21 protein-coding genes are annotated in these 17106 nt (G+C 45.4%); 8 read left to right on the plus strand and 13 right to left on the minus strand.

What is annotated here, in order from left to right; genetic code table 11:
* Positions 1-23 precede the first annotated feature (23 nt).
* Positions 24-422, plus strand: a complete 399-nt coding sequence (locus A4R26_RS12030) for a DoxX family protein (protein WP_081164022.1) — start codon at positions 24-26, stop codon at positions 420-422.
* 105 nt (positions 423-527) lie between these two features.
* On the opposite strand, the gene A4R26_RS12035 is transcribed toward A4R26_RS12030, so the two are convergent.
* The 6 genes from A4R26_RS12035 to A4R26_RS12060 all read right to left on the minus strand — a co-directional run bounded on the left by A4R26_RS12035 (position 528) and on the right by A4R26_RS12060 (position 7059).
* Positions 528-2156, minus strand: a complete 1629-nt coding sequence (locus tag A4R26_RS12035) for a pectate lyase family protein (RefSeq protein WP_081164023.1) — start codon at positions 2154-2156, stop codon at positions 528-530.
* A gap of 216 nt (positions 2157-2372) precedes the next feature.
* The gene (locus A4R26_RS12040) at positions 2373-2663 is read right to left on the minus strand and encodes a chaperone modulator CbpM (protein ID WP_081164024.1); all 291 of its coding nucleotides are present in this window, start codon (positions 2661-2663) and stop codon (positions 2373-2375) included.
* Between the two features lie 10 nt (positions 2664-2673).
* Entirely contained in the window at positions 2674-3573 is a 900-nt protein-coding gene (locus A4R26_RS12045) for a DnaJ C-terminal domain-containing protein (RefSeq protein WP_081164025.1), read from the minus strand.
* 131 nt (positions 3574-3704) lie between these two features.
* A complete protein-coding gene (locus A4R26_RS12050) occupies positions 3705-4853 on the minus strand; it encodes a cysteine desulfurase family protein (RefSeq protein WP_081164026.1) in 1149 nt (382 codons plus the stop codon).
* A gap of 21 nt (positions 4854-4874) precedes the next feature.
* Entirely contained in the window at positions 4875-6527 is a 1653-nt protein-coding gene (locus tag A4R26_RS12055) for a protein-disulfide reductase DsbD family protein (protein ID WP_081164027.1), read from the minus strand.
* A 76-nt stretch (positions 6528-6603) separates the two neighbouring features.
* On the minus strand, positions 6604-7059 hold the full coding sequence (locus tag A4R26_RS12060) for a protein-disulfide reductase DsbD domain-containing protein (RefSeq protein ID WP_081164028.1): 456 nt from the start codon (positions 7057-7059) through the stop codon (positions 6604-6606).
* A 211-nt stretch (positions 7060-7270) separates the two neighbouring features.
* Here A4R26_RS12060 and A4R26_RS12065 point away from each other — a divergent pair, with 211 nt between their 5' ends.
* A complete protein-coding gene (locus A4R26_RS12065) occupies positions 7271-7738 on the plus strand; it encodes an Lrp/AsnC family transcriptional regulator (RefSeq protein WP_081164068.1) in 468 nt (155 codons plus the stop codon).
* Between the two features lie 45 nt (positions 7739-7783).
* Positions 7784-7960 carry a hypothetical protein gene (locus A4R26_RS34900; RefSeq protein WP_165760242.1) on the plus strand — a complete coding sequence of 59 codons (177 nt, stop codon included), beginning with the start codon at positions 7784-7786 and terminating at the stop codon, positions 7958-7960.
* Positions 7961-8166: 206 nt separating this feature from the next.
* Here the strand turns inward: A4R26_RS34900 and A4R26_RS12070 are convergent, their stop codons facing one another.
* Entirely contained in the window at positions 8167-9522 is a 1356-nt protein-coding gene (locus tag A4R26_RS12070; protein ID WP_081164029.1) for a HAMP domain-containing sensor histidine kinase, read from the minus strand.
* A 31-nt stretch (positions 9523-9553) separates the two neighbouring features.
* On the minus strand, positions 9554-10246 hold the full coding sequence (locus A4R26_RS12075) for a response regulator transcription factor (RefSeq protein ID WP_081164030.1): 693 nt from the start codon (positions 10244-10246) through the stop codon (positions 9554-9556).
* A 267-nt stretch (positions 10247-10513) separates the two neighbouring features.
* On the opposite strand from A4R26_RS12075, the gene A4R26_RS12080 reads away from it, so the two are divergent.
* The 3 genes from A4R26_RS12080 to A4R26_RS12090 all read left to right on the plus strand — a co-directional run bounded on the left by A4R26_RS12080 (position 10514) and on the right by A4R26_RS12090 (position 13222).
* Positions 10514-11455: a sigma factor-like helix-turn-helix DNA-binding protein gene (locus A4R26_RS12080; protein WP_081164031.1), complete on the plus strand. Its 942-nt coding sequence runs from the start codon at positions 10514-10516 to the stop codon at positions 11453-11455.
* 434 nt (positions 11456-11889) lie between these two features.
* Positions 11890-12420 carry a YciE/YciF ferroxidase family protein gene (locus A4R26_RS12085; RefSeq protein WP_081164032.1) on the plus strand — a complete coding sequence of 177 codons (531 nt, stop codon included), beginning with the start codon at positions 11890-11892 and terminating at the stop codon, positions 12418-12420.
* Positions 12421-12487: 67 nt separating this feature from the next.
* Positions 12488-13222 (plus strand): YqjF family protein, encoded by a 735-nt coding sequence (locus A4R26_RS12090; protein WP_081164033.1) that lies wholly within the window; start codon positions 12488-12490, stop codon positions 13220-13222.
* 249 nt (positions 13223-13471) lie between these two features.
* Here A4R26_RS12090 and A4R26_RS12095 read toward each other — a convergent pair whose 3' ends face one another.
* Entirely contained in the window at positions 13472-13858 is a 387-nt protein-coding gene (locus tag A4R26_RS12095; protein WP_165760243.1) for a response regulator, read from the minus strand.
* 292 nt (positions 13859-14150) lie between these two features.
* On the opposite strand from A4R26_RS12095, the gene A4R26_RS12100 reads away from it, so the two are divergent.
* Positions 14151-14417: a SemiSWEET transporter gene (locus tag A4R26_RS12100; RefSeq protein WP_081164035.1), complete on the plus strand. Its 267-nt coding sequence runs from the start codon at positions 14151-14153 to the stop codon at positions 14415-14417.
* 58 nt (positions 14418-14475) lie between these two features.
* A complete protein-coding gene (locus A4R26_RS12105; RefSeq protein ID WP_081164036.1) occupies positions 14476-14676 on the plus strand; it encodes a hypothetical protein in 201 nt (66 codons plus the stop codon).
* 88 nt (positions 14677-14764) lie between these two features.
* Here the strand turns inward: A4R26_RS12105 and A4R26_RS12110 are convergent, their stop codons facing one another.
* The 4 genes from A4R26_RS12110 to A4R26_RS12125 form a co-directional block, all read right to left on the minus strand.
* Positions 14765-15025 (minus strand): hypothetical protein, encoded by a 261-nt coding sequence (locus A4R26_RS12110; protein ID WP_081164037.1) that lies wholly within the window; start codon positions 15023-15025, stop codon positions 14765-14767.
* Between the two features lie 138 nt (positions 15026-15163).
* Positions 15164-15757 (minus strand): YciE/YciF ferroxidase family protein, encoded by a 594-nt coding sequence (locus A4R26_RS12115; protein ID WP_081164038.1) that lies wholly within the window; start codon positions 15755-15757, stop codon positions 15164-15166.
* Between the two features lie 104 nt (positions 15758-15861).
* Complete coding sequence (locus tag A4R26_RS12120; protein ID WP_081164039.1) at positions 15862-16314, minus strand: DUF421 domain-containing protein; 453 nt, start codon at positions 16312-16314, stop codon at positions 15862-15864.
* Entirely contained in the window at positions 16314-16814 is a 501-nt protein-coding gene (locus A4R26_RS12125; protein WP_081164040.1) for a hypothetical protein, read from the minus strand. The genes A4R26_RS12120 and A4R26_RS12125 overlap by 1 nt, the downstream gene beginning before the upstream one ends.
* Positions 16815-17106: the final 292 nt, after the last annotated feature.

Below are 17106 nucleotides of genomic sequence, written 5' to 3' on the forward strand. Positions count from 1 at the left end.
ATTGAAGTATAAAACAATTCAATATGACCACCATTCAAATCAAAGCGGCAAAAGGCCGTAGAATAGTATACTGGATCGTTACCTCATTATTGGTTTTGGGTATGTTGGCGGGAGCCGTTGCGCAATTACTCCGGTTGAAAGCGAATACCGATGGCATTATTCATCTCGGTTACCCTGTATATATGCTTTCTATTTTAGGCGCCTGGAAAATTGCCGGGGTGCTGGTGCTGCTGTTACCCGGTTTTACCTTATTGAAAGAATGGGCCTATGCCGGTTTCTTTTTCCTGATGACCGGGGCCGTTATTTCGCACCTGGTGAGTGGTGATGGATTTACCGGGGTAATATACCAGCTCATTTTTGTTATACTGATCGTTCTGAGCTGGTACCTGCGCCCGCAGAACAGAAAAATTGCGGTGTACTAATAATAAAGAGACCTGTCAGGAGCGATTAAGCCAACTAAAAGCAAGCTCAAAAAGCGCACCTTACAGGTCTCCTTCTCTTCTGTTTCCTGCCAGGGGAAAACGTTATTACATTTTTTCTTTTACCACGCTGTTGATATACTCTTCAATATTGGTATATCCATCGCCATCACGGTCTTTCACCGCATCGGCAGCATTGTTGGGATTTAACTTATGCGCGGTTTCCCAGTTATCGGGCATACCGTCATTGTCTTTGTCCTTATAAGGCGTGCCTTTGTATTCGGGATAACCGCCTACCTGGGTGGGATGAGTAATTATACCCTGCTTATAAGAATCGACCGGTAACCGCCGTTTTATGAACTGCGAACCGATATTGGTTTTACCGCCTTCGGTATAGTAGATCTTATTTTCCTTTACCTGTTTTACGATGCGTTCGTCAACAGCATCGCGTTTTGGCAGGGTTGCGCCAGCATTTTCCAATACATAACTGTATGCTTCCTTTGCCGGCATAATGGTAACCTTTGGCATGGGAAAAGGTTTATCAACCCGGATCTGCGAAGTGAACTCACCTGCATCTTTCCCGTTACGCACCTGTACCCCGCCGGCCCAGTTGTCGCTGGTAACCGCTTCATTACCTTCCATAATATTGCCATTCACATAGGCTTTACCAAACTGTTCGGCATTCGTTTTATCGCGGCCCGACTCCGGTTTCAAAATACGATGACCAATTGGTTCATCTTTTGGAGTAATGGGACCGGGTTTGAAATAGTTGTTGATGAAGTTGAACAATGATCGGTGATCGCCGCCATCGGCGCTGCGGTTCCACCAGTTATATACAACGTTGTTTACAAAGTTGAAATCACCATCCATCCCTATGGATGGGCTGCGGCTGATATTGCTCGACCAAAGGTTACGCATAAACGCACTGTTATGTCCGCCAATGGTGCTGCCGAAAGCATGGTTGTAAGTATCGAGCCCTTCAGCGAAGATGCAGTTCGACATGGTGATGTTCACGGTAGGGAGCTTCTGCGGTTTCGATCCATCGCCTTTGTCGTACACGTGGCGGTACATGCTCATATTTTCATCGAGGCCCCAGCTTGCCGATACATGGTCGAAGACAATATTGCCAACGCCATTGCCGCCAAGCGCATCATCGCGACGGGTTACTTCCGTTTCACCGCGACGGAAACGCATAAAGCGAACCACCACGTCATGGGTATCTATCCATACAGATTCACCGGCAATACAAACGCCATCGCCGGGCGCCGTTTGTCCGGCAATAGTGATGTAAGGCGCACGAATGATCACCGGGCTTTTCAGGTGAATGATACCGGCTACATTAAATACAATGATACGGGCCCCACCCTGTTCGCATGCTTCGCGAAATGAACCGGGGCCGCTATCGTTCAGATTGGTAACTACGAACACCCGGCCGCCGCGGCCGCCGAATGAATAAGCGCCACCGCCTTCAGCCCCGGGAAAAGCAGGGATTGTTGCCTGCGGCAGATCAGACGGTTTGGATGCCCAGGGTATAAAGGGTTTCCCTTTTTTGGCATCGGCTTCTATTATGGGCAGGGCCTTTGCCCAGGCCTCATCAGACTTTCTTTTTACTTCATTCAATACTTTGTTGGCAGAATCTTCCATTGCCGGGGGAATGGTAGGGTACTGGGCACGGGCAATCGAACCAAAATTTATACAGGTCAATGCCAATATGGCAACCCGCAGGGTTGTTATCATGTTATAACATTTTGTGTTTATCATGTTTAAATGTCTGTTCAACCTTTATCAATACCAGAGTCGATAACAGGAGCTTGCAGGTTGCATAGTATCAGGTCATTTTTGTTAATGCGAAAGAAAAATGGCGCCCATACCAATATGGATACAGGACACACCAGGATGGACAAATGTGGCTTGCAGGCAGTCGTTTAATTAACTCGCCGCCGCTATAATCTGTTATTCATATAAACCGATCTTTTTGCGCAGCTCATGCATTTCCTGCTGCATGGTTTCTATACGCTCAAGCAAATGAAAAATGGTCTCTATTCCCTCGAGGTTGATATCGAGATCGTAATGCAGCCGTATCATTTTTTCAACCGACGGCAGCTGCGCATCGGGTATCGCCTGCTGCTCGTTCACTGTTTCGATATTTACCAGGCCATGCTGCGACAATGATTCAATAAATGACACTTCTATATGATGGGCAGCGCAGAATTCGCTTACGATGATCAGCGTTTCATTACTCATGGCAAGTAGTTTATTTCAGTTCTGACAGTTGTTTTATTAGTTCCTTTTGCTTCTCTGTAAGGTTGGTTGGCAATTTTACATGCATGGTCACATACAGGTCGCCAAACTTTCCTTCCTCCTTATATATGGGAAACCCCTTCTCTTTAAGCCGTACTTTTGTTCCGTTCTGTGTTTCGGGTTTCACTTTCAGTTTAAGCTTGCCGCCCAGGGTGTCAATAGTAATTTCCCCGCCAAGCAATGCGGTATACAGATCGATGTGCTGGTTAAGATACAGATCGTTACCCATACGTTTGAACGGCGTATTGTTCACAATTGAGAAAGTGATGTACAGGTCGCCTGCAGGCCCGCCGTTTACCCCTTCGCCCCCATGCCCTTTCAGGCGGATCTTCTGACCATCTTCTATACCAGCGGGAATCGTAATGCGTACATTTTTCCCATTTATGGTGAGCGTTTGCTTATGGGTGGTATATGCATCTGTAAGATCGATCTTCAGCTCCGACTCATAATCCTGCCCGCGGAACTTCGCCGTTCTTCTACCCTGGCCATGTGGCCTTCCGCCGAACAATGACTCGAAGAAATCGGAGAAATCGCCGCCGCCAAAATCTTCCGCGGAAAACTGCTGACCGCCGCCGCCAAACGGCTGCTGCCGCTGCTGGCCCCTTCCCGCCTTTTCAAATTGTTCGGCATGCTCCCAGTCTTTTCCGTACTGGTCGTACTTTTTCCTCTTTTCAGGATCGCTCAACACCTCATTTGCTTCATTGATCTGCTGAAATTTTTTACTGGCTGCCGCGTCATTGGGATTCACATCAGGATGATGTTTGCGCGCCAGCTTCCGATATGCTTTCTTTATATCTTCCTGGGTAGCGTTTTTATCAACGCCCAGTATACTGTAATAATCGACGAACTCCATAAAACCGTTTTTATCTTTTCAATACTATCCGGTATTAAATTTACTGAAAGAATATAAACAAAAAAAAAGACCATACCGGCAGCCGGCGATGGTCTTTTCATGGCTACACATATATGCAGCAATCATACTATTTATATTTCCTGCAAACTGAACAGTTCTTCCAGCACGCCAACCACTTTATCTACTTCCGCCTTTGTATTGTACTTGCTGAATGAAAAACGGATGGTATTGCAGACCTCATTTTTCTGTAACGCTCTTATTACATGCGAGCCGCTGTTATCGCCGCTGCTGCAGGCGCTTCCGCCCGAAACGCAAATACCCGCCATATCGAGCTCAAGCAGCAACGAACCGCTGTTGGGTGTTTTGGGAAAACAAACGCTCAGCACGGTGTACAATGAATTATCCGGGCTGTTAAAACCAACGCCGGGAATAACTTCCTGCAGCTTTTGTTTCATGTATGCTTTCAACCGGGCGATGTACTGGCTTTCTTTTTCATAAGCGTTCATGGCAAGCTCCAGCGCTTTGGCAAAACCAACGATACCATATACATTTTCGGTACCGGCACGCATGTTCCGTTCCTGCGAACCGCCATAAATAAGCGGTTCTATTTGCAAACCGGCATGAATATACAGAATGCCAACCCCCTTGGGCCCATGAAACTTATGACCGGCGCCTGAGATGAAATGCACACCCGACTCGAGTAAGTTCAATGGATAATGCCCTACGGTTTGCACACAATCTGAATGAAAGATGGCATTGTATTGTTTACACAGCGCGCCTACACGCACTATATCGAGGAGCGTGCCTATTTCATTATTCGCATGCATCAAAGAAACCAGTACCTTTTTTCCGGCAGCGGTAACTTCTTTCAACTGCGTTTCAAGGTTATCGTAATCCACTTCACCGGTTGGCGTCAATGCCACCAGCGAAAAAGGAACCTGCTGGGCGCGGCAATAATATTCAACCGTATGCAAAACGGCATGGTGCTCGATAGGCGATGTAATTATATGCGTACAGCCGAGGTCGAGCACAGCCGATGCAATGGCGGTGTTATTGCTCTCGGTACCACCGCTGGTAAAGTAAATGGTTGCAGGCGCAACGCCCAGCAGGGTCGCTACATTTTTGCGGGCGGTTTCAACACCCAGCTTTGCCATTCTGCCAACTGAATAATTGGAAGAAGGATTGCCGAAAGTATCTTTCATAAACGGCAACATTGCCTCCAGCACTTCGCTATCGAGCGGTGTGGTGGCTGCATTGTCAAAGTATATTGCTTGCTTCATAATTCGCTGAACTATGGTTATTTAATTAGTGGTATTATATGAATCCAGTCCTTTTTTCAGGAACTCCTTATAATTTTCTACATCATAGTCGGCACCCTGCGGCGGAGTAAGCAGTTGTTTTGTTTTGGGATCGAGCAAAACATAAAAGGGCTGTGAATTGGCTTTGAATTCGCTTGTTTGCAGATTGCTCCATTTATTGCCGATGGTTTTTATACGGCGGCCATCGGAAGTCGTATACTGTTCCGCATCGGGCAATGTGGTTTTATCGTCAACATACAACTGGATCAACACATAGTCGTCGTTGATCAGTTTGTTAACCCCGGCATCGGGCCACACATTCGCTTCCATTTTACGGCAGTTCACACAGGCATGGCCGGTAAAATCGATCATTACCGGCTTGCCTGCATGTTGAGCGTAGGCTATACCTTCATCATAATCAAAAAACGGTTGAAAACCTTTCGGGGCTTCAAACAGATCGGCGTATTTGCGCGTTGCGTTTGTACCCGGTTGTTTTTCATGGCCAACTCCGGATGAAAGATCAAAATCCTGGGTGCTCATTGGCGGCAGGAAAGCACTTACACTTTTCAGTGGCGCGCCCCATAAGCCGGGTACCAGGTACATGGTAAATGAAAAGCAAATGATCGCCAGAAACAAACGAGGTATAGATATATGGGTTAAGGGGCTGTCATGATTGAAGCGGATCTTACCCAACAGGTACAAGCCAAGCAACCCGAAGATCACGATCCAGAGAGAAAGGAATATTTCCCTGTCGAACCACTTCCAGTGATACGCGAGGTCGACGTTGCTCAGGAACTTCAGGGCAAACGCCAGTTCGAGAAAACCCAACGTTACCTTAACGCTGTTGAGCCAGCTGCCCGATTTTGGCAATGAGTTCATCCATGAAGGGAACATCGCAAACAGCGTGAACGGAAGCGCCAGCGCCAGCGAAAAACCAAACATGCCTACCGCCGGCCCCATCAGCGCACCGGTAGTGGCCGTTTGCGCCAGCAATGTACCGATGATGGGCCCCGTACAGCTAAAGGAAACTAGGGCCAGCGTGGCGGCCATAAAGAATATTCCGCCCAAACCTTTGCCGCCCGCTCTGCTGCCCACCTTATTTACCCAACCAGACGGCAAGGCAATTTCAAACGCCCCAAAGAACGAAGCGGCAAAAACGACAAGCAACAGGAAAAAAAAGAAATTGAAAATACCATTGGTAGCCAGATCATTCAGCGCATCGGCGCCAAACACAAGGGTTATCAGTAATCCCAGCGATACGTACAAACCAATAATGCTGAGGCCGTATACAATCGCTTTACCAACCGCGCCCTTACCCTTTGAGCTCTTTGTAAAAAAGCTTACCGTCATTGGCAACATGGGAAAAATACAGGGCATCAGTACAGCAGCAAAACCACCCAGTAAACCGGCAATAAAAATAGCCGGCAGGGTTTGGGGCGAAGCTTCCTGCGCGTTTGTTATTACAGCATGTTTTATTGCCACGGAATCAGTTTTAGCAGCTACAGGAGCTACCTGTTCCGTTGCCGCACTATCGGTAATGGGCGTGAACTCTATATCTTCGGTTGATACCGTATCCTGCGCATGCCCTGCAGCAGCGCCGGTAAAAAGGATCAGTATCATCAACAGGGCTTTCAGCCACGTGTTATTTGCAAACATAGATGTTTATTGAGGTGTGCACACTTACCCAACGTCGTTTACGTAAAGTGCGGCACAACTTTGATTAGGTAGAAAATTACTTAATGGGAATGCTGAAAGCCTGCTCAGTAGGCGGAAGACATTTTTCATCGTTGCAAACCATGTACTCCACAGCGCCCTTTACCGTTGCGGGAAACTTACCCACTTTTACTTTTTGCTGAAAGATCACCGACTTTTCAAAGAAAGCCACCTTCATACCGAATGCAGGTTCCATACGTACGATCGGTTTCGGTTCTTTGGTAGTTCCATTTAAAGTATAATCCTTAGAGGCGGGGAAAGTAAACGTGGTTTTAACCGGGCCGCCTTCTTCCACTGTTTGAGAATACAAATGCCAGCCGCCTTCAATAGTAGCTTTAATGAACACAACCGCTTCGGTGGCGCTAAGCTTTTTGGCGCCATAACTCCACTTTACGGGATTCAGGATCTGGGCGCTTCCCTTCAGGGCAGACAATACGAGCACAGCAGCGAAAAATGCTTTCGTTGAAAATCGCATACACAATGATTTAGACGGAATGGAAAATTATATTACCAGGAATCGGTTTGCAAAGGTCTTTGCCTTTATGGGAACTAAAATTGACAAACTTTCCGTTTATTTCCAATAGGATTGCCGTTTATCCATAAATTTTATGGCCAAACGACCGTTTTTCTTACTTTTATTCGGAAATCAGAATCTTAATACAGCAATTCCTGTTACTTTTTTCAATATGCAACTGCCCGAATTAGACACTATCGACCTTCAGATTTTGCGTTTGTTACAAAAAGACGCTTCCCTTACCAACAAGGAGATCGCATTTGAGCTCGAAAAATCGGTAGCCACGATTCATGAGCGCATCAGGAAGCTGAAAGAACAGGGATACATAAAGAAGATCGTGGCCCTGCTCGACCGCAAAAAAATAAACAGGGGACTTATCGCCTTTTCGCAGGTATTATTAAATGATCATACCGCGAAAACCTTAAAAACATTCGAAGAAGAGGTGTCGCGTTTTCCTGAAGTGATGGAATGTTTTCAGATGACGGGCACTTTCGATTTTATCCTGCGCATCGCCACCAGCGACATGGATGCTTACCACGATTTCTACCGTAACAAACTTGCTACGTTACCGAACATCACCACCGTTCAAAGTTTCTTTGTGTTATCGGAAACAAAAAGCATCACTGCTTATCCGATATAGGTGAATGGTGAATGGTCGATGATGAATACCCGAAAACTCGTGCCAATGAACAATATGCCGCTCGTTCTGCAATGGAAAAAGAATGCTGCCATCGATACAGGGGTACTTGCATCGATGGCGCAAACAAAAACAACCAACGTATGTACGATACGAAAAACCCATTTCGTACGCAGGTCCAAGATAGAAAGTTACTCCCCGCCATTCAATGTCATTAACCACTGAAATAATGGTACATTTTACTATTCCCCCGGGCTTGTTCTTTTATTCGAGGCTCATAACTAATTGCTGGCCTCGACGATTTCGGTTTATGGTTTATTGTTTTTGGTTTATGGTTCTTTTATTCGACACTCGTAACTAATTGCCGGCTTTCAGCTGTATTCTGTATTTGCTCGTTGCCTCGTTGCCTAGTTGCCTTTATGCCTTGCCTTTCAGCTAAATACCAGGTAAAAAACATTATACCCTCCTTCCCTGAAAAAACTAACGTTTCCCCTATGCAGTTCCGTGATCTGTTTTACCAGTGGCAGGCCCAAACCATTTCCCTTTATGCTGGTGGCGTTCGAGGCGCGGTAGAAAGGTGTGAACATCAGGCTTTCCTCTTCGGTCGACAATGGTTTGCCGAGGTTTTTAAAGATCAGTTTCTTTGAATTCTCCAGCAGCCGAACGATCACAATGGCCTTTCCATCGTCAGCATACTGCAATGCATTTTTCAGCAGGTTATTAAAGGCCATGGTTAGCAACGGCACATTGGCATGGATCATCAACGCCTCTTCTTCAGCAGCCTCGCCTTCGAAATTTACTTCTATCAGCGAATTCGGGAACAGGGCCTGAATGATCTCTACCGATCTGAACAACAGTTCATCGAGCCGCACCCGCGGATACTCCCGTTCGGTTACCATCTTATAATCTGACAACAACAATAACGAATTGGTGATGCCGGTCAGGTTCTGTTGCTGCAGGTATAACTGCTCCAGCGCCTGCCTGTATTGCTGTACGTTCAATTCCCTGGCCAGGGCATTTTCGGTAATGCCGATCATAGCAGTAAGCGGCGTTCTGAGCTCGTGCGAGGCGTAATGCACAAAATCCTTCTGAATACTGAACGATTGCTGCAGCCGCTCCAGCATCTGGTTGAACCGGGCAGCGAGGCTGTTCACCTCTTCCCCCTGCCCTTCCTGCTTCAGCCTTATGTCGAGATTGGCTGAATTGATATTCTGCAAATTGTTTTTTAAAGATTCAAGCGGGTTGATAACGCGTTTTACAAAAAAATAGGTGGCCGCCCAGCCAACGATCAAACCCGAAAAATATACGATGATCATCACCCATTTCAGGAAGGTCATTTTTCTGCGGCCGTATTTATCGAAGGCTTCGGCCAGAATGGTATAGTCTTTATTATCCTGCCTGATATAAATGGCTATCAGCTCATCGCTGCCTTTCGTTGTAAAAATTTCCTTTTCCTCCTTTACCCGCGCCAGCAGCGACCGGTCATAATCGATCTCTTTATCGTCGATACTGGTATAGATCGCCCGTTCACCTTCAAAGATCATGATCTTTTCGTTGTATAAGGTGTTTAGCGTGTTCCTGTCTATAACCTTCAACAGGTCAAGATCGATCTGTTCTACTTCTATCAGCAGTTTAAACGTGGTAAGCGAACGGTCCTTCAGCCTGTTATAAAACTCTTCCCTGCGAAAGTCGGCAGATGAAAAATAAACGATCAGCAGCGCTATGGCAAAAAAAACGGTGAACAGAATGGAAAACCCTATGGCGAATCGTACCCGTAAGCTTTTCATATATTACTATGATGTATTCGGTATAACGTAATTACTGCCCGGGGGAAAGAAAATAACCAAATCCCGGTTTTGTATGGATCAGTTTATTGGGAAATGATTTGTCGATCTTGTTCCTCAGTAAATTTATGTACACTTCAATTGTGTTATCGCCAACGCTGTATTTACCTTTCCACACCTTCTTCAGTATTTCTTCTTTCGATACCGGCAACCCATTACTTTCGGCCAGCAGGGCAAGCAGGTTGAATTCGGTCTGGCTGAGTTTGATGACCTCCTTTCCGCGGAAAACAGATTTCCCTTTTATATCGATATTCAGATCGCCTACCTGGTAAAACCGCTTGCCGCCGGGCGCCAGCTCATATCGCTTCAGGATGGTTTTCAGCCTTGCGATCAATTCCTCCATAAAAAACGGCTTTATGATGTAATCATCGGCCCCTGTTTCAAAACCCTGCAGGCGGTAATGTACATCGCTGTAAGCCGTAACCATCAGCACAGGTAATTCAGCATTGTTCTTCTTTATTATGGATGTTGCCTGCAACCCGTTTATTCCGGGCAGCCTTATATCCATGATAACTGCATCGGCAACATGAAGAATATCCGATTCTATGGCAAGTTCTGCTTTGGAGTACGCAAACACGTCAAATTCGTTACGGGTGAGGTTCTCCACCATGTTCTGCTGAACAGCAACTTCGTCTTCAATAACAATAATGCACTTCTTTTTTTCCATCAATATGGCAATGAATTATGATTCCCAAATTAAGAAAGAAAAAGCAACTACAAACAACTACTGATTTTTTCAAATAACATACTGGCTTTAAGCCCATTTTAAGGTTGTTCTTATTATTTTCAATATGTCTGAACCGCATCCTTGTTACTTAACGCATTACTTCTGCACACCCCTTAAACTATTCTATAAAAACATATGGTTACCATTGAAGAGCGCCCAACGCGGAACCAATAGCAAATATCTGATATACCATTCAATTTTACCACTATGAATGACGCGCAATTGATAAGCTGGATAGATCAACATGAAAAAGCCGGAGAAACTCAGTTTATTATATTGATTGATCTGCATCAACCAATAATCGGAAAGGTTTGCAGGCTTTATAAAAACTCGAAAGACGACCAGGAAACCCTTTTCAGGGAGATCGTGTTCCGGTTATGGCAATCGGCCGCTGCCGGTAATGACAAACTACAGCTCAGCGACTGCATATACCAGGTAATGTTAAGCACTGCCATTTCCAGCAATATCATCAATGCATCCAAACGGTTAGGTCATAAAACTGAAAAGCTGCCGCATGCCGGTATCGGTGATCAAATGATGCGCGCCATCAGGGAACTGGCCGATGACGACAAGGCCATCCTCCTCTTGTACCTGGAAGAGCTGCCTTACCCCCGGATCGCAGCAATAACCGGCATTTCCGAAACCATTTTGGGGGTAAAACTGAACCGGATCAAAAAGAAGGTACAACAACAGATCACCATACCCGGGGAACAATACATTTTGAAATCGATCTGGCGTAACATAAAAACAGACGTTAAAAGTGAAACCGAATTAAGGTCAATAATAAACGAACCTGGCAGCCCCGTTTTTGGAATCCTGAATAATATCCTGCCATCGCATCCCTTTGGCAAAATTCCGGCAGCAAATACCGACCTTAGAAGATCGCTGGAAGATCAGCTTGCGAAAATAAGAACGTATGCAAGAGCATCGATCACCAGCCGCGTTATTGCCCTTGCCTGTTTGCTGGTGCTCGGAAGGTTCGTCTTTACCGATAATATGACCATGCGATGGGTGATGGGAGCCGCCCTGCTGTTTTTAGCCATTCATGTAGTGGCTCTATCAGTTACATGGGCAAAAAGGGCAAGGCAAATGAAATGTACTATCAATCACTTACGCGCCCAACGGGAAATCAGAAAAAGTTATAAGTAGTAAGTTCCTTTTATTCGGAACCCATGAACATTCGCCGGTCCCGCAATTTCGATTTGTTGCTTGTGGTTCTTTTATTGGGGACTGAAAAATAATTGCGGGCCTCGCCAATTTCGGTTTGTTGTTTGTGGTTTGTTGTTTGTTGTTCTTTTGTGCGGGACTAATAAACATTTGCGGGCCTCGATACGGCGCGAGCCCAAAACTTTGAACTAAAAACTTAGAACTTACAACTTCTCTATTTGAGCAATAATGGCAACGATTTATTACATCCCTTTTTTTATCACAATTGAAACCTCCATGTAACGGGGCTTTATCATTACGCCGGCTGTGGAATGATTTTTAATGAAATCCTATTATATTCTCTACAGACGAATTAATGTCTGACTATTGTTTTCTCTTCCAATGTTTGCTTATCATTCATAATAAAACACAGCTATATGGAAACCAGATCGCAGACAAATCAGACTTCAATTTTGCAGAATTTCTTCTTAACCTGTTTGCAGGAGCTTTACTGGTCAGAAACCCACCTGGTAAATGTACTCAACTCAATGAGCAAGGCTGCCACCAACGTTGAGCTGCAGGAAGCATTTATTCAGCATGTTGAAGAAACGACCAAACACAAAGAACGGCTTGAGCAGGTTTTTGCAAAAATGGGCATCGAGCCGCAGGCCGAACCATGTATGGGACTGCAGGGGCTTTTCGATGAAGGCTGGCAGGTGATAGACGAAACAGAACCGGGCACTAACCAACGCGATGTGGCGTTGATCATTGCAGCGCAGAAAGTGGAGCATTATGAAATTGCCAGTTACGGAAGTTTAATAACGCTGGCCAAAACTATGGGACAAAAAGAGATCGCCGATCTGCTTGTTCCAACTTTAAAGGAAGAAAAAGATACCGATCTGGCATTAACCAAAATTGCCGAAAACGGTATCAATGCCGAGGCCACCCAGGAAAAGATGAACGCCTAGACCGGCATACATCAACCATTCAAAACTGCATGCCGTTACGACCTGCAGTTTTTATTTTTTACAGGTTATGATCGTTATACCCACCGAAAAATTGTTGCAGTTCAGGAAACACCGGCCATTCCCTTTGCCCGATAAACCATGGCTTATTTACCAGCAATGGAAAGACACGTTATTCCTGCATTGCCCGGTTAAACCGACAACGGTAAAACCCCTGTTACCGGCCGGGTTAACCCTCGATACCCTCTCAGGCATTGCATGGGTATCGGTGGTGGCGTTCACTATTACCGATCTGCGCATGCGCGTTATGTCGGTAATGCCAATGCTTCCGGTATTTAACGAACTCAACCTGCGCACGTATGTGGTACGCGACAATATCCCCGGTATCTGTTTTCTTCAGATAAAAGCCGGCAGCCACCGGGCTGTGCTGGCAAACAGGATGATGACCAAACTGCGGTATCAGTATGCCGATATCCGCAAAACACCCGCCTTCCATTATTTTATGAGCGCCGATAAAGAGAACAGCCTGCTGGATATCGATTTCAACCCGGGCCCCTTCTTTCACGACGTGCCGGCGCTCGACCGCTGGCTGACCGAACGGTATTGCTGTTACCAGGAAGATGACGCACACCTGTACAGGTATCATATTCATCACCCCATATGGCCGTTGTACCAGGTGCATACCAATTATCATTTATTGCGATACAACTTCGGCGACCTGCACCTGACCGACCAGTCGGTTCACCTTATGCATTATTCGCCCATTCAAACAGCGTTGATCTGGCGAAGGGAGCGCGTAACGTAAGAGCACGCGCCCGGGGAACACTTTTTGCTCACCGTCATGCATGAAAATGTCAACCCTGCGCAAGGGGCGCAGATGTTTTCCGGCTCGATGCCGTTCCATTTATCATAGAGGCACCGCAAACATAAGGCGAGATCTTCGAACACCAGTTCCCGTTACTGGCCGAAATGAGGCAGATCATGGAAGCCAGGGGTTGCAGGCATTTCGGGCAAGAAAGAAAAAATTGAAAGGCTTTCTGAAAGCCGCGAAATATTATGCCGGTAATGTGGTAAGGGTAAATGGCCGCAGGATCATCATTAATTTATCAAACGAGTTGGTTTTTTGCAAACACTGGTTGGCGCCCAGCCGCAAAGCTTTTGAACAGATCTGGTCGGTCATTAGCGAAGAATGTAAAATAACCGGCACATGGGAACAGCCTGGCAGCTTCCTGATGGCCTGTAAACATTCAATGCCATTCATGCCACCCATATTATAGTCGACAAAAATAACATCGGGCTTCAGATATTGCAGCTGCTCCAACGCCTGCTCCCCGCTTTTTGCCCATGTACATTTACAATCGGCTTTCAGTTTGTTCAATGCAGCTGATATCAATTGTATCTCATCCTCATCATCATCTATAACAAAAATATGCTTTTTCATACGTCTCATTTATTTACTTAATAGTTTCCCCCTGGCCCAATACACCTTCCGGCGCCTGAAATAAATACCCCCTGCCTGGCAGACAGTATTTAAGCATCAGCCAAAACAATTACTTTATTAAACAATTATATAAGATGGGAAACGAATGCGGCGGAGAAGTGTATAAACAAACGGAGCCAAATGTTACACCCGTGAGTTCAATAAAATTAGGCACATTATCACAAATAAAAAAATTAAGTCAAAATTTTAATGCGCCTGATGGCACACCGTTTTATCAACCCGTTATAAAAACTTGAAAGAATACACACAATACATAGGCATTGTCGCAGGTATACTTACCTCGGCGTCGTTGTTGCCGCAGTTGATTAAAATCATTCGCGAGAAAAAAGTACAGGGTGTTTCGCTGGGCATGTTTATCGTTTTGCTCCTCGGCGTCGGGTGCTGGATGTGGTATGGCATTGAAAAGACCGATTACCCTATCATTCTCACTAACGGCTTTTCCCTTCTTATCAATTCTTTTATCCTTTTCTTTTCCATTAAATATAAGAACGCAAAATGATGCCGGTAAACGGCTATCGAAGGAATGATAATTGTATCACTTCCGGAAAAGCATCATTATGGAAAATAAAAATAAAACAGCCGGTAAGGATCAGCAAACTACGCCGTTGCCCGATAAAAACAAACAGGGTGTTGACAAAGCGCCCGGCGGGGATAAACCCGTTGAAGGAAAATTGACAGAACCGGACCTGAAGGGGAAAAAAGTAGATCGCGACTCAGGCGACCCGAAAGATGAACCAATGGAAGATACTGACCAATAGAAAAACCATGGCCGCGTACACTTGTATAACATGAATAAACTGTTGTACAAGCGTATGCGGCCACGGTAATACAGTAACTGATAAAATACTAACTCCTGTCTGTTTTGTCATGCCCACGTTGTTTTACCAGTTTGTTGTAAATACCAAATAACAGGAAGGGAGCAGCCCACTGGCCAATAAATAAACTCATGTGTTTTTGGCGGGCGATCTGTAACGCCAGCGAAGCTGTCATAGCGCCTATGGACGCCCACAGGAACACATCGGATGGAACTTTAGAAGTTTGCTCTTCAATGTTCCTTGCAACTTTGCCTTCTCTCTTTTGCTGCTGCGTACTGAACGTTGATTCCATATAAATTTATTTTAGGTTATTTATCAATGAATGGATGTAAAATCCGTGCCATCGCATCCGGGCAGGCCGGCTGTTAAAAAAAAGCAGCAAAGTGAAAAACACCTTACTGCTTCAATTATAGTTCTGCCTGTTGCCTGGTTATTCTTCTTCCTCCTCTTCTTCCTCTTCCTGCTCTGCTTCCCAGTTGATGCTGTTCTCTGCGATCACGGTGAGATTTTCATCGGTTTGTTTTTCCTCATCCAACGTTTCGCGCAGGATATCCGCTACCTCTTCCTGTCCCATGGTAACCGCCAGTTGCACCAGGCTTCCATAAGTGGCAATTTCGTAGTGTTCTACTTTTTGTGCAGAAACTATGAGTCCCGCATCACGCGTCATACTGCCTTTTTCAGTTTCTTCAATTACGGTTTCGGCTTCTTTGGTTAGTCCTTCCATGGCCTCGCATTTTTTGGCCTGCGGCTTTTTTCCCATTAGTTCGAAAACCTGTTCTACTCTTGCTACGTGCTCTTCCGTTTGTGCAATATGTTCTTCAAAAGAAGTCTTCAACTCATCTGTGGTAGCTGCTTTTTGCAGCCTGGCCAGCGCCTTTACCAGGTGCTTTTCGGCCCAGTAAATATCCTTGAGCGAATCAACGAAGAACTTTTCCAGTTGGGTATTGCCTGCGCCGGTACCGGCAAAGGTTTGTTTTTTTGATTTCGATCCTGTACGGCGGGTAGCTGCTTTTGCTTGTGGCATAAGTAATAGTATTTGAAATGATTTAATAAATGTTATCTATACAGGGAATTACAAAGCATATGCCAGCGGGTAAACCGGTTCTTCTACACTATTGTGGAATAGCGTCATTCGGCCGCTTCCTGTGGAATAATGGAAATGCTGCCATCCAGTTCCAGCACGGCATATTTGATCTGTTCAAGCCGCTCGAGGCCATGCAGGTTGCGGGCTGCTTCAAGCACATCTTCTTCACTAACGCGTGTTTTGTTGGCGCGGTGCTGCAGCATTCTGCCATTGGCCACTATGATCAGCGGAGAGCCCTCCGTAACTTTTTCAAAACCCCGCCAATGTTGCTTGATCATGGAAAAAAGGAGGTCAGTGCCTATCAACGTAGTAATAAGAATGAGCGAAGTGGTGATGGAATAATCTTCCCCAACCAGCGCCTGTTGCGTAACCTCACTTATTATAAGAAGGAGAATAAATTCAAAAGGAGTGGTTTGCGCCAGGGTGCGTTTGCCGCTTAGCCTGAAAACAAGCATTAAGAACAGATATATAATTATACCTCTTATAACGGGGTTCATTATGGATAAATTTGGTGAGTAATGGTGAATGGGGTTTTGTTGACTACAATTGTTGATGTTACACTTCCAGCCTTTTTAGCCATAAGGCCGCAATGAATACTTGCCGTTCCCCGGCCTTTGAAAAAATAGGTAGTTTGACCATCGATGGTTTGATTTCCCAATGGCAGCGGAGTTATCGACTGCAAATGAATATACTCCATGTAGTATTGTGGAATTTGCAGTGTAATGGTGTCTTCAACTTCTGCTATATCGAACGTCATTTCCGCTTCGCTTTCATACCGTAAAAAACGTTCATATTTTATGCTGTTCCCATTCCGGGCCTGGGTTCTATAACTCATCACCCCTGTACCGAACAGTCCAAGAGCGGCCAGTATGAGGCCGGCATACAGAACAGCCCAGCCGGTCTTCTGAATGATCCAGCCTTTTTTATGCTGATGCAGGTTTTCATCCAGTTGCAGGTTATGCCGTACGTTCTCAATTGTTTGTTTACTTGCAGGCATCGATATATAATGTTTCAACTAATACTTCAATTTGCTTGCCAGTGCAGGTTCGGCCAACGGCCATATCAGGTACAGGCTGAGGAAAAACAAACTGTCCTTATTAAAAGGTTGTTGCGATCAATGTACAATCTCCCCTGTTTTCCTGATTTTTTCAAAGGCATGATTATTTCAGTATAAAAAGTTCATTACTTACTCTTACGTCTTAGCAGTCATACATATCAAAAGCGCATAACTGAAGCGACAGCTTCAGTTTTGAAACGGTAGCGGCACTGCTGCCAGGACTGCACAACGC

It is taken from the genome of Niastella populi (genome assembly GCF_002078015.1).
Classification (GTDB): Bacteria; Bacteroidota; Bacteroidia; order Chitinophagales; family Chitinophagaceae; genus Niastella; species Niastella populi.

Bases quoted from the DNA above. Each gene is read 5' to 3' on its own strand.
- A4R26_RS12030 (WP_081164022.1), top strand. From the start codon at position 24: ATGACCACCATTCAAATCAAAGCGGCAAAAGGCCGTAGAATAGTATAC.
- A4R26_RS12035 (WP_081164023.1), bottom strand. From the start codon at position 2,156: ATGATAACAACCCTGCGGGTTGCCATATTGGCATTGACCTGTATAAAT.
- A4R26_RS12040 (WP_081164024.1), bottom strand. From the start codon at position 2,663: ATGAGTAATGAAACGCTGATCATCGTAAGCGAATTCTGCGCTGCCCAT.
- A4R26_RS12045 (WP_081164025.1), bottom strand. From the start codon at position 3,573: ATGGAGTTCGTCGATTATTACAGTATACTGGGCGTTGATAAAAACGCT.
- A4R26_RS12050 (WP_081164026.1), bottom strand. From the start codon at position 4,853: ATGAAGCAAGCAATATACTTTGACAATGCAGCCACCACACCGCTCGAT.
- A4R26_RS12055 (WP_081164027.1), bottom strand. From the start codon at position 6,527: ATGTTTGCAAATAACACGTGGCTGAAAGCCCTGTTGATGATACTGATC.
- A4R26_RS12060 (WP_081164028.1), bottom strand. From the start codon at position 7,059: ATGCGATTTTCAACGAAAGCATTTTTCGCTGCTGTGCTCGTATTGTCT.
- A4R26_RS12065 (WP_081164068.1), top strand. From the start codon at position 7,271: ATGCAACTGCCCGAATTAGACACTATCGACCTTCAGATTTTGCGTTTG.
- A4R26_RS34900 (WP_165760242.1), top strand. From the start codon at position 7,784: ATGAACAATATGCCGCTCGTTCTGCAATGGAAAAAGAATGCTGCCATC.
- A4R26_RS12070 (WP_081164029.1), bottom strand. From the start codon at position 9,522: ATGAAAAGCTTACGGGTACGATTCGCCATAGGGTTTTCCATTCTGTTC.
- A4R26_RS12075 (WP_081164030.1), bottom strand. From the start codon at position 10,246: ATGGAAAAAAAGAAGTGCATTATTGTTATTGAAGACGAAGTTGCTGTT.
- A4R26_RS12080 (WP_081164031.1), top strand. From the start codon at position 10,514: ATGAATGACGCGCAATTGATAAGCTGGATAGATCAACATGAAAAAGCC.
- A4R26_RS12085 (WP_081164032.1), top strand. From the start codon at position 11,890: ATGGAAACCAGATCGCAGACAAATCAGACTTCAATTTTGCAGAATTTC.
- A4R26_RS12090 (WP_081164033.1), top strand. From the start codon at position 12,488: ATGATCGTTATACCCACCGAAAAATTGTTGCAGTTCAGGAAACACCGG.
- A4R26_RS12095 (WP_165760243.1), bottom strand. From the start codon at position 13,858: ATGAAAAAGCATATTTTTGTTATAGATGATGATGAGGATGAGATACAA.
- A4R26_RS12105 (WP_081164036.1), top strand. From the start codon at position 14,476: ATGGAAAATAAAAATAAAACAGCCGGTAAGGATCAGCAAACTACGCCG.
- A4R26_RS12110 (WP_081164037.1), bottom strand. From the start codon at position 15,025: ATGGAATCAACGTTCAGTACGCAGCAGCAAAAGAGAGAAGGCAAAGTT.
- A4R26_RS12115 (WP_081164038.1), bottom strand. From the start codon at position 15,757: ATGCCACAAGCAAAAGCAGCTACCCGCCGTACAGGATCGAAATCAAAA.
- A4R26_RS12120 (WP_081164039.1), bottom strand. From the start codon at position 16,314: ATGAACCCCGTTATAAGAGGTATAATTATATATCTGTTCTTAATGCTT.
- A4R26_RS12125 (WP_081164040.1), bottom strand. From the start codon at position 16,814: ATGCCTGCAAGTAAACAAACAATTGAGAACGTACGGCATAACCTGCAA.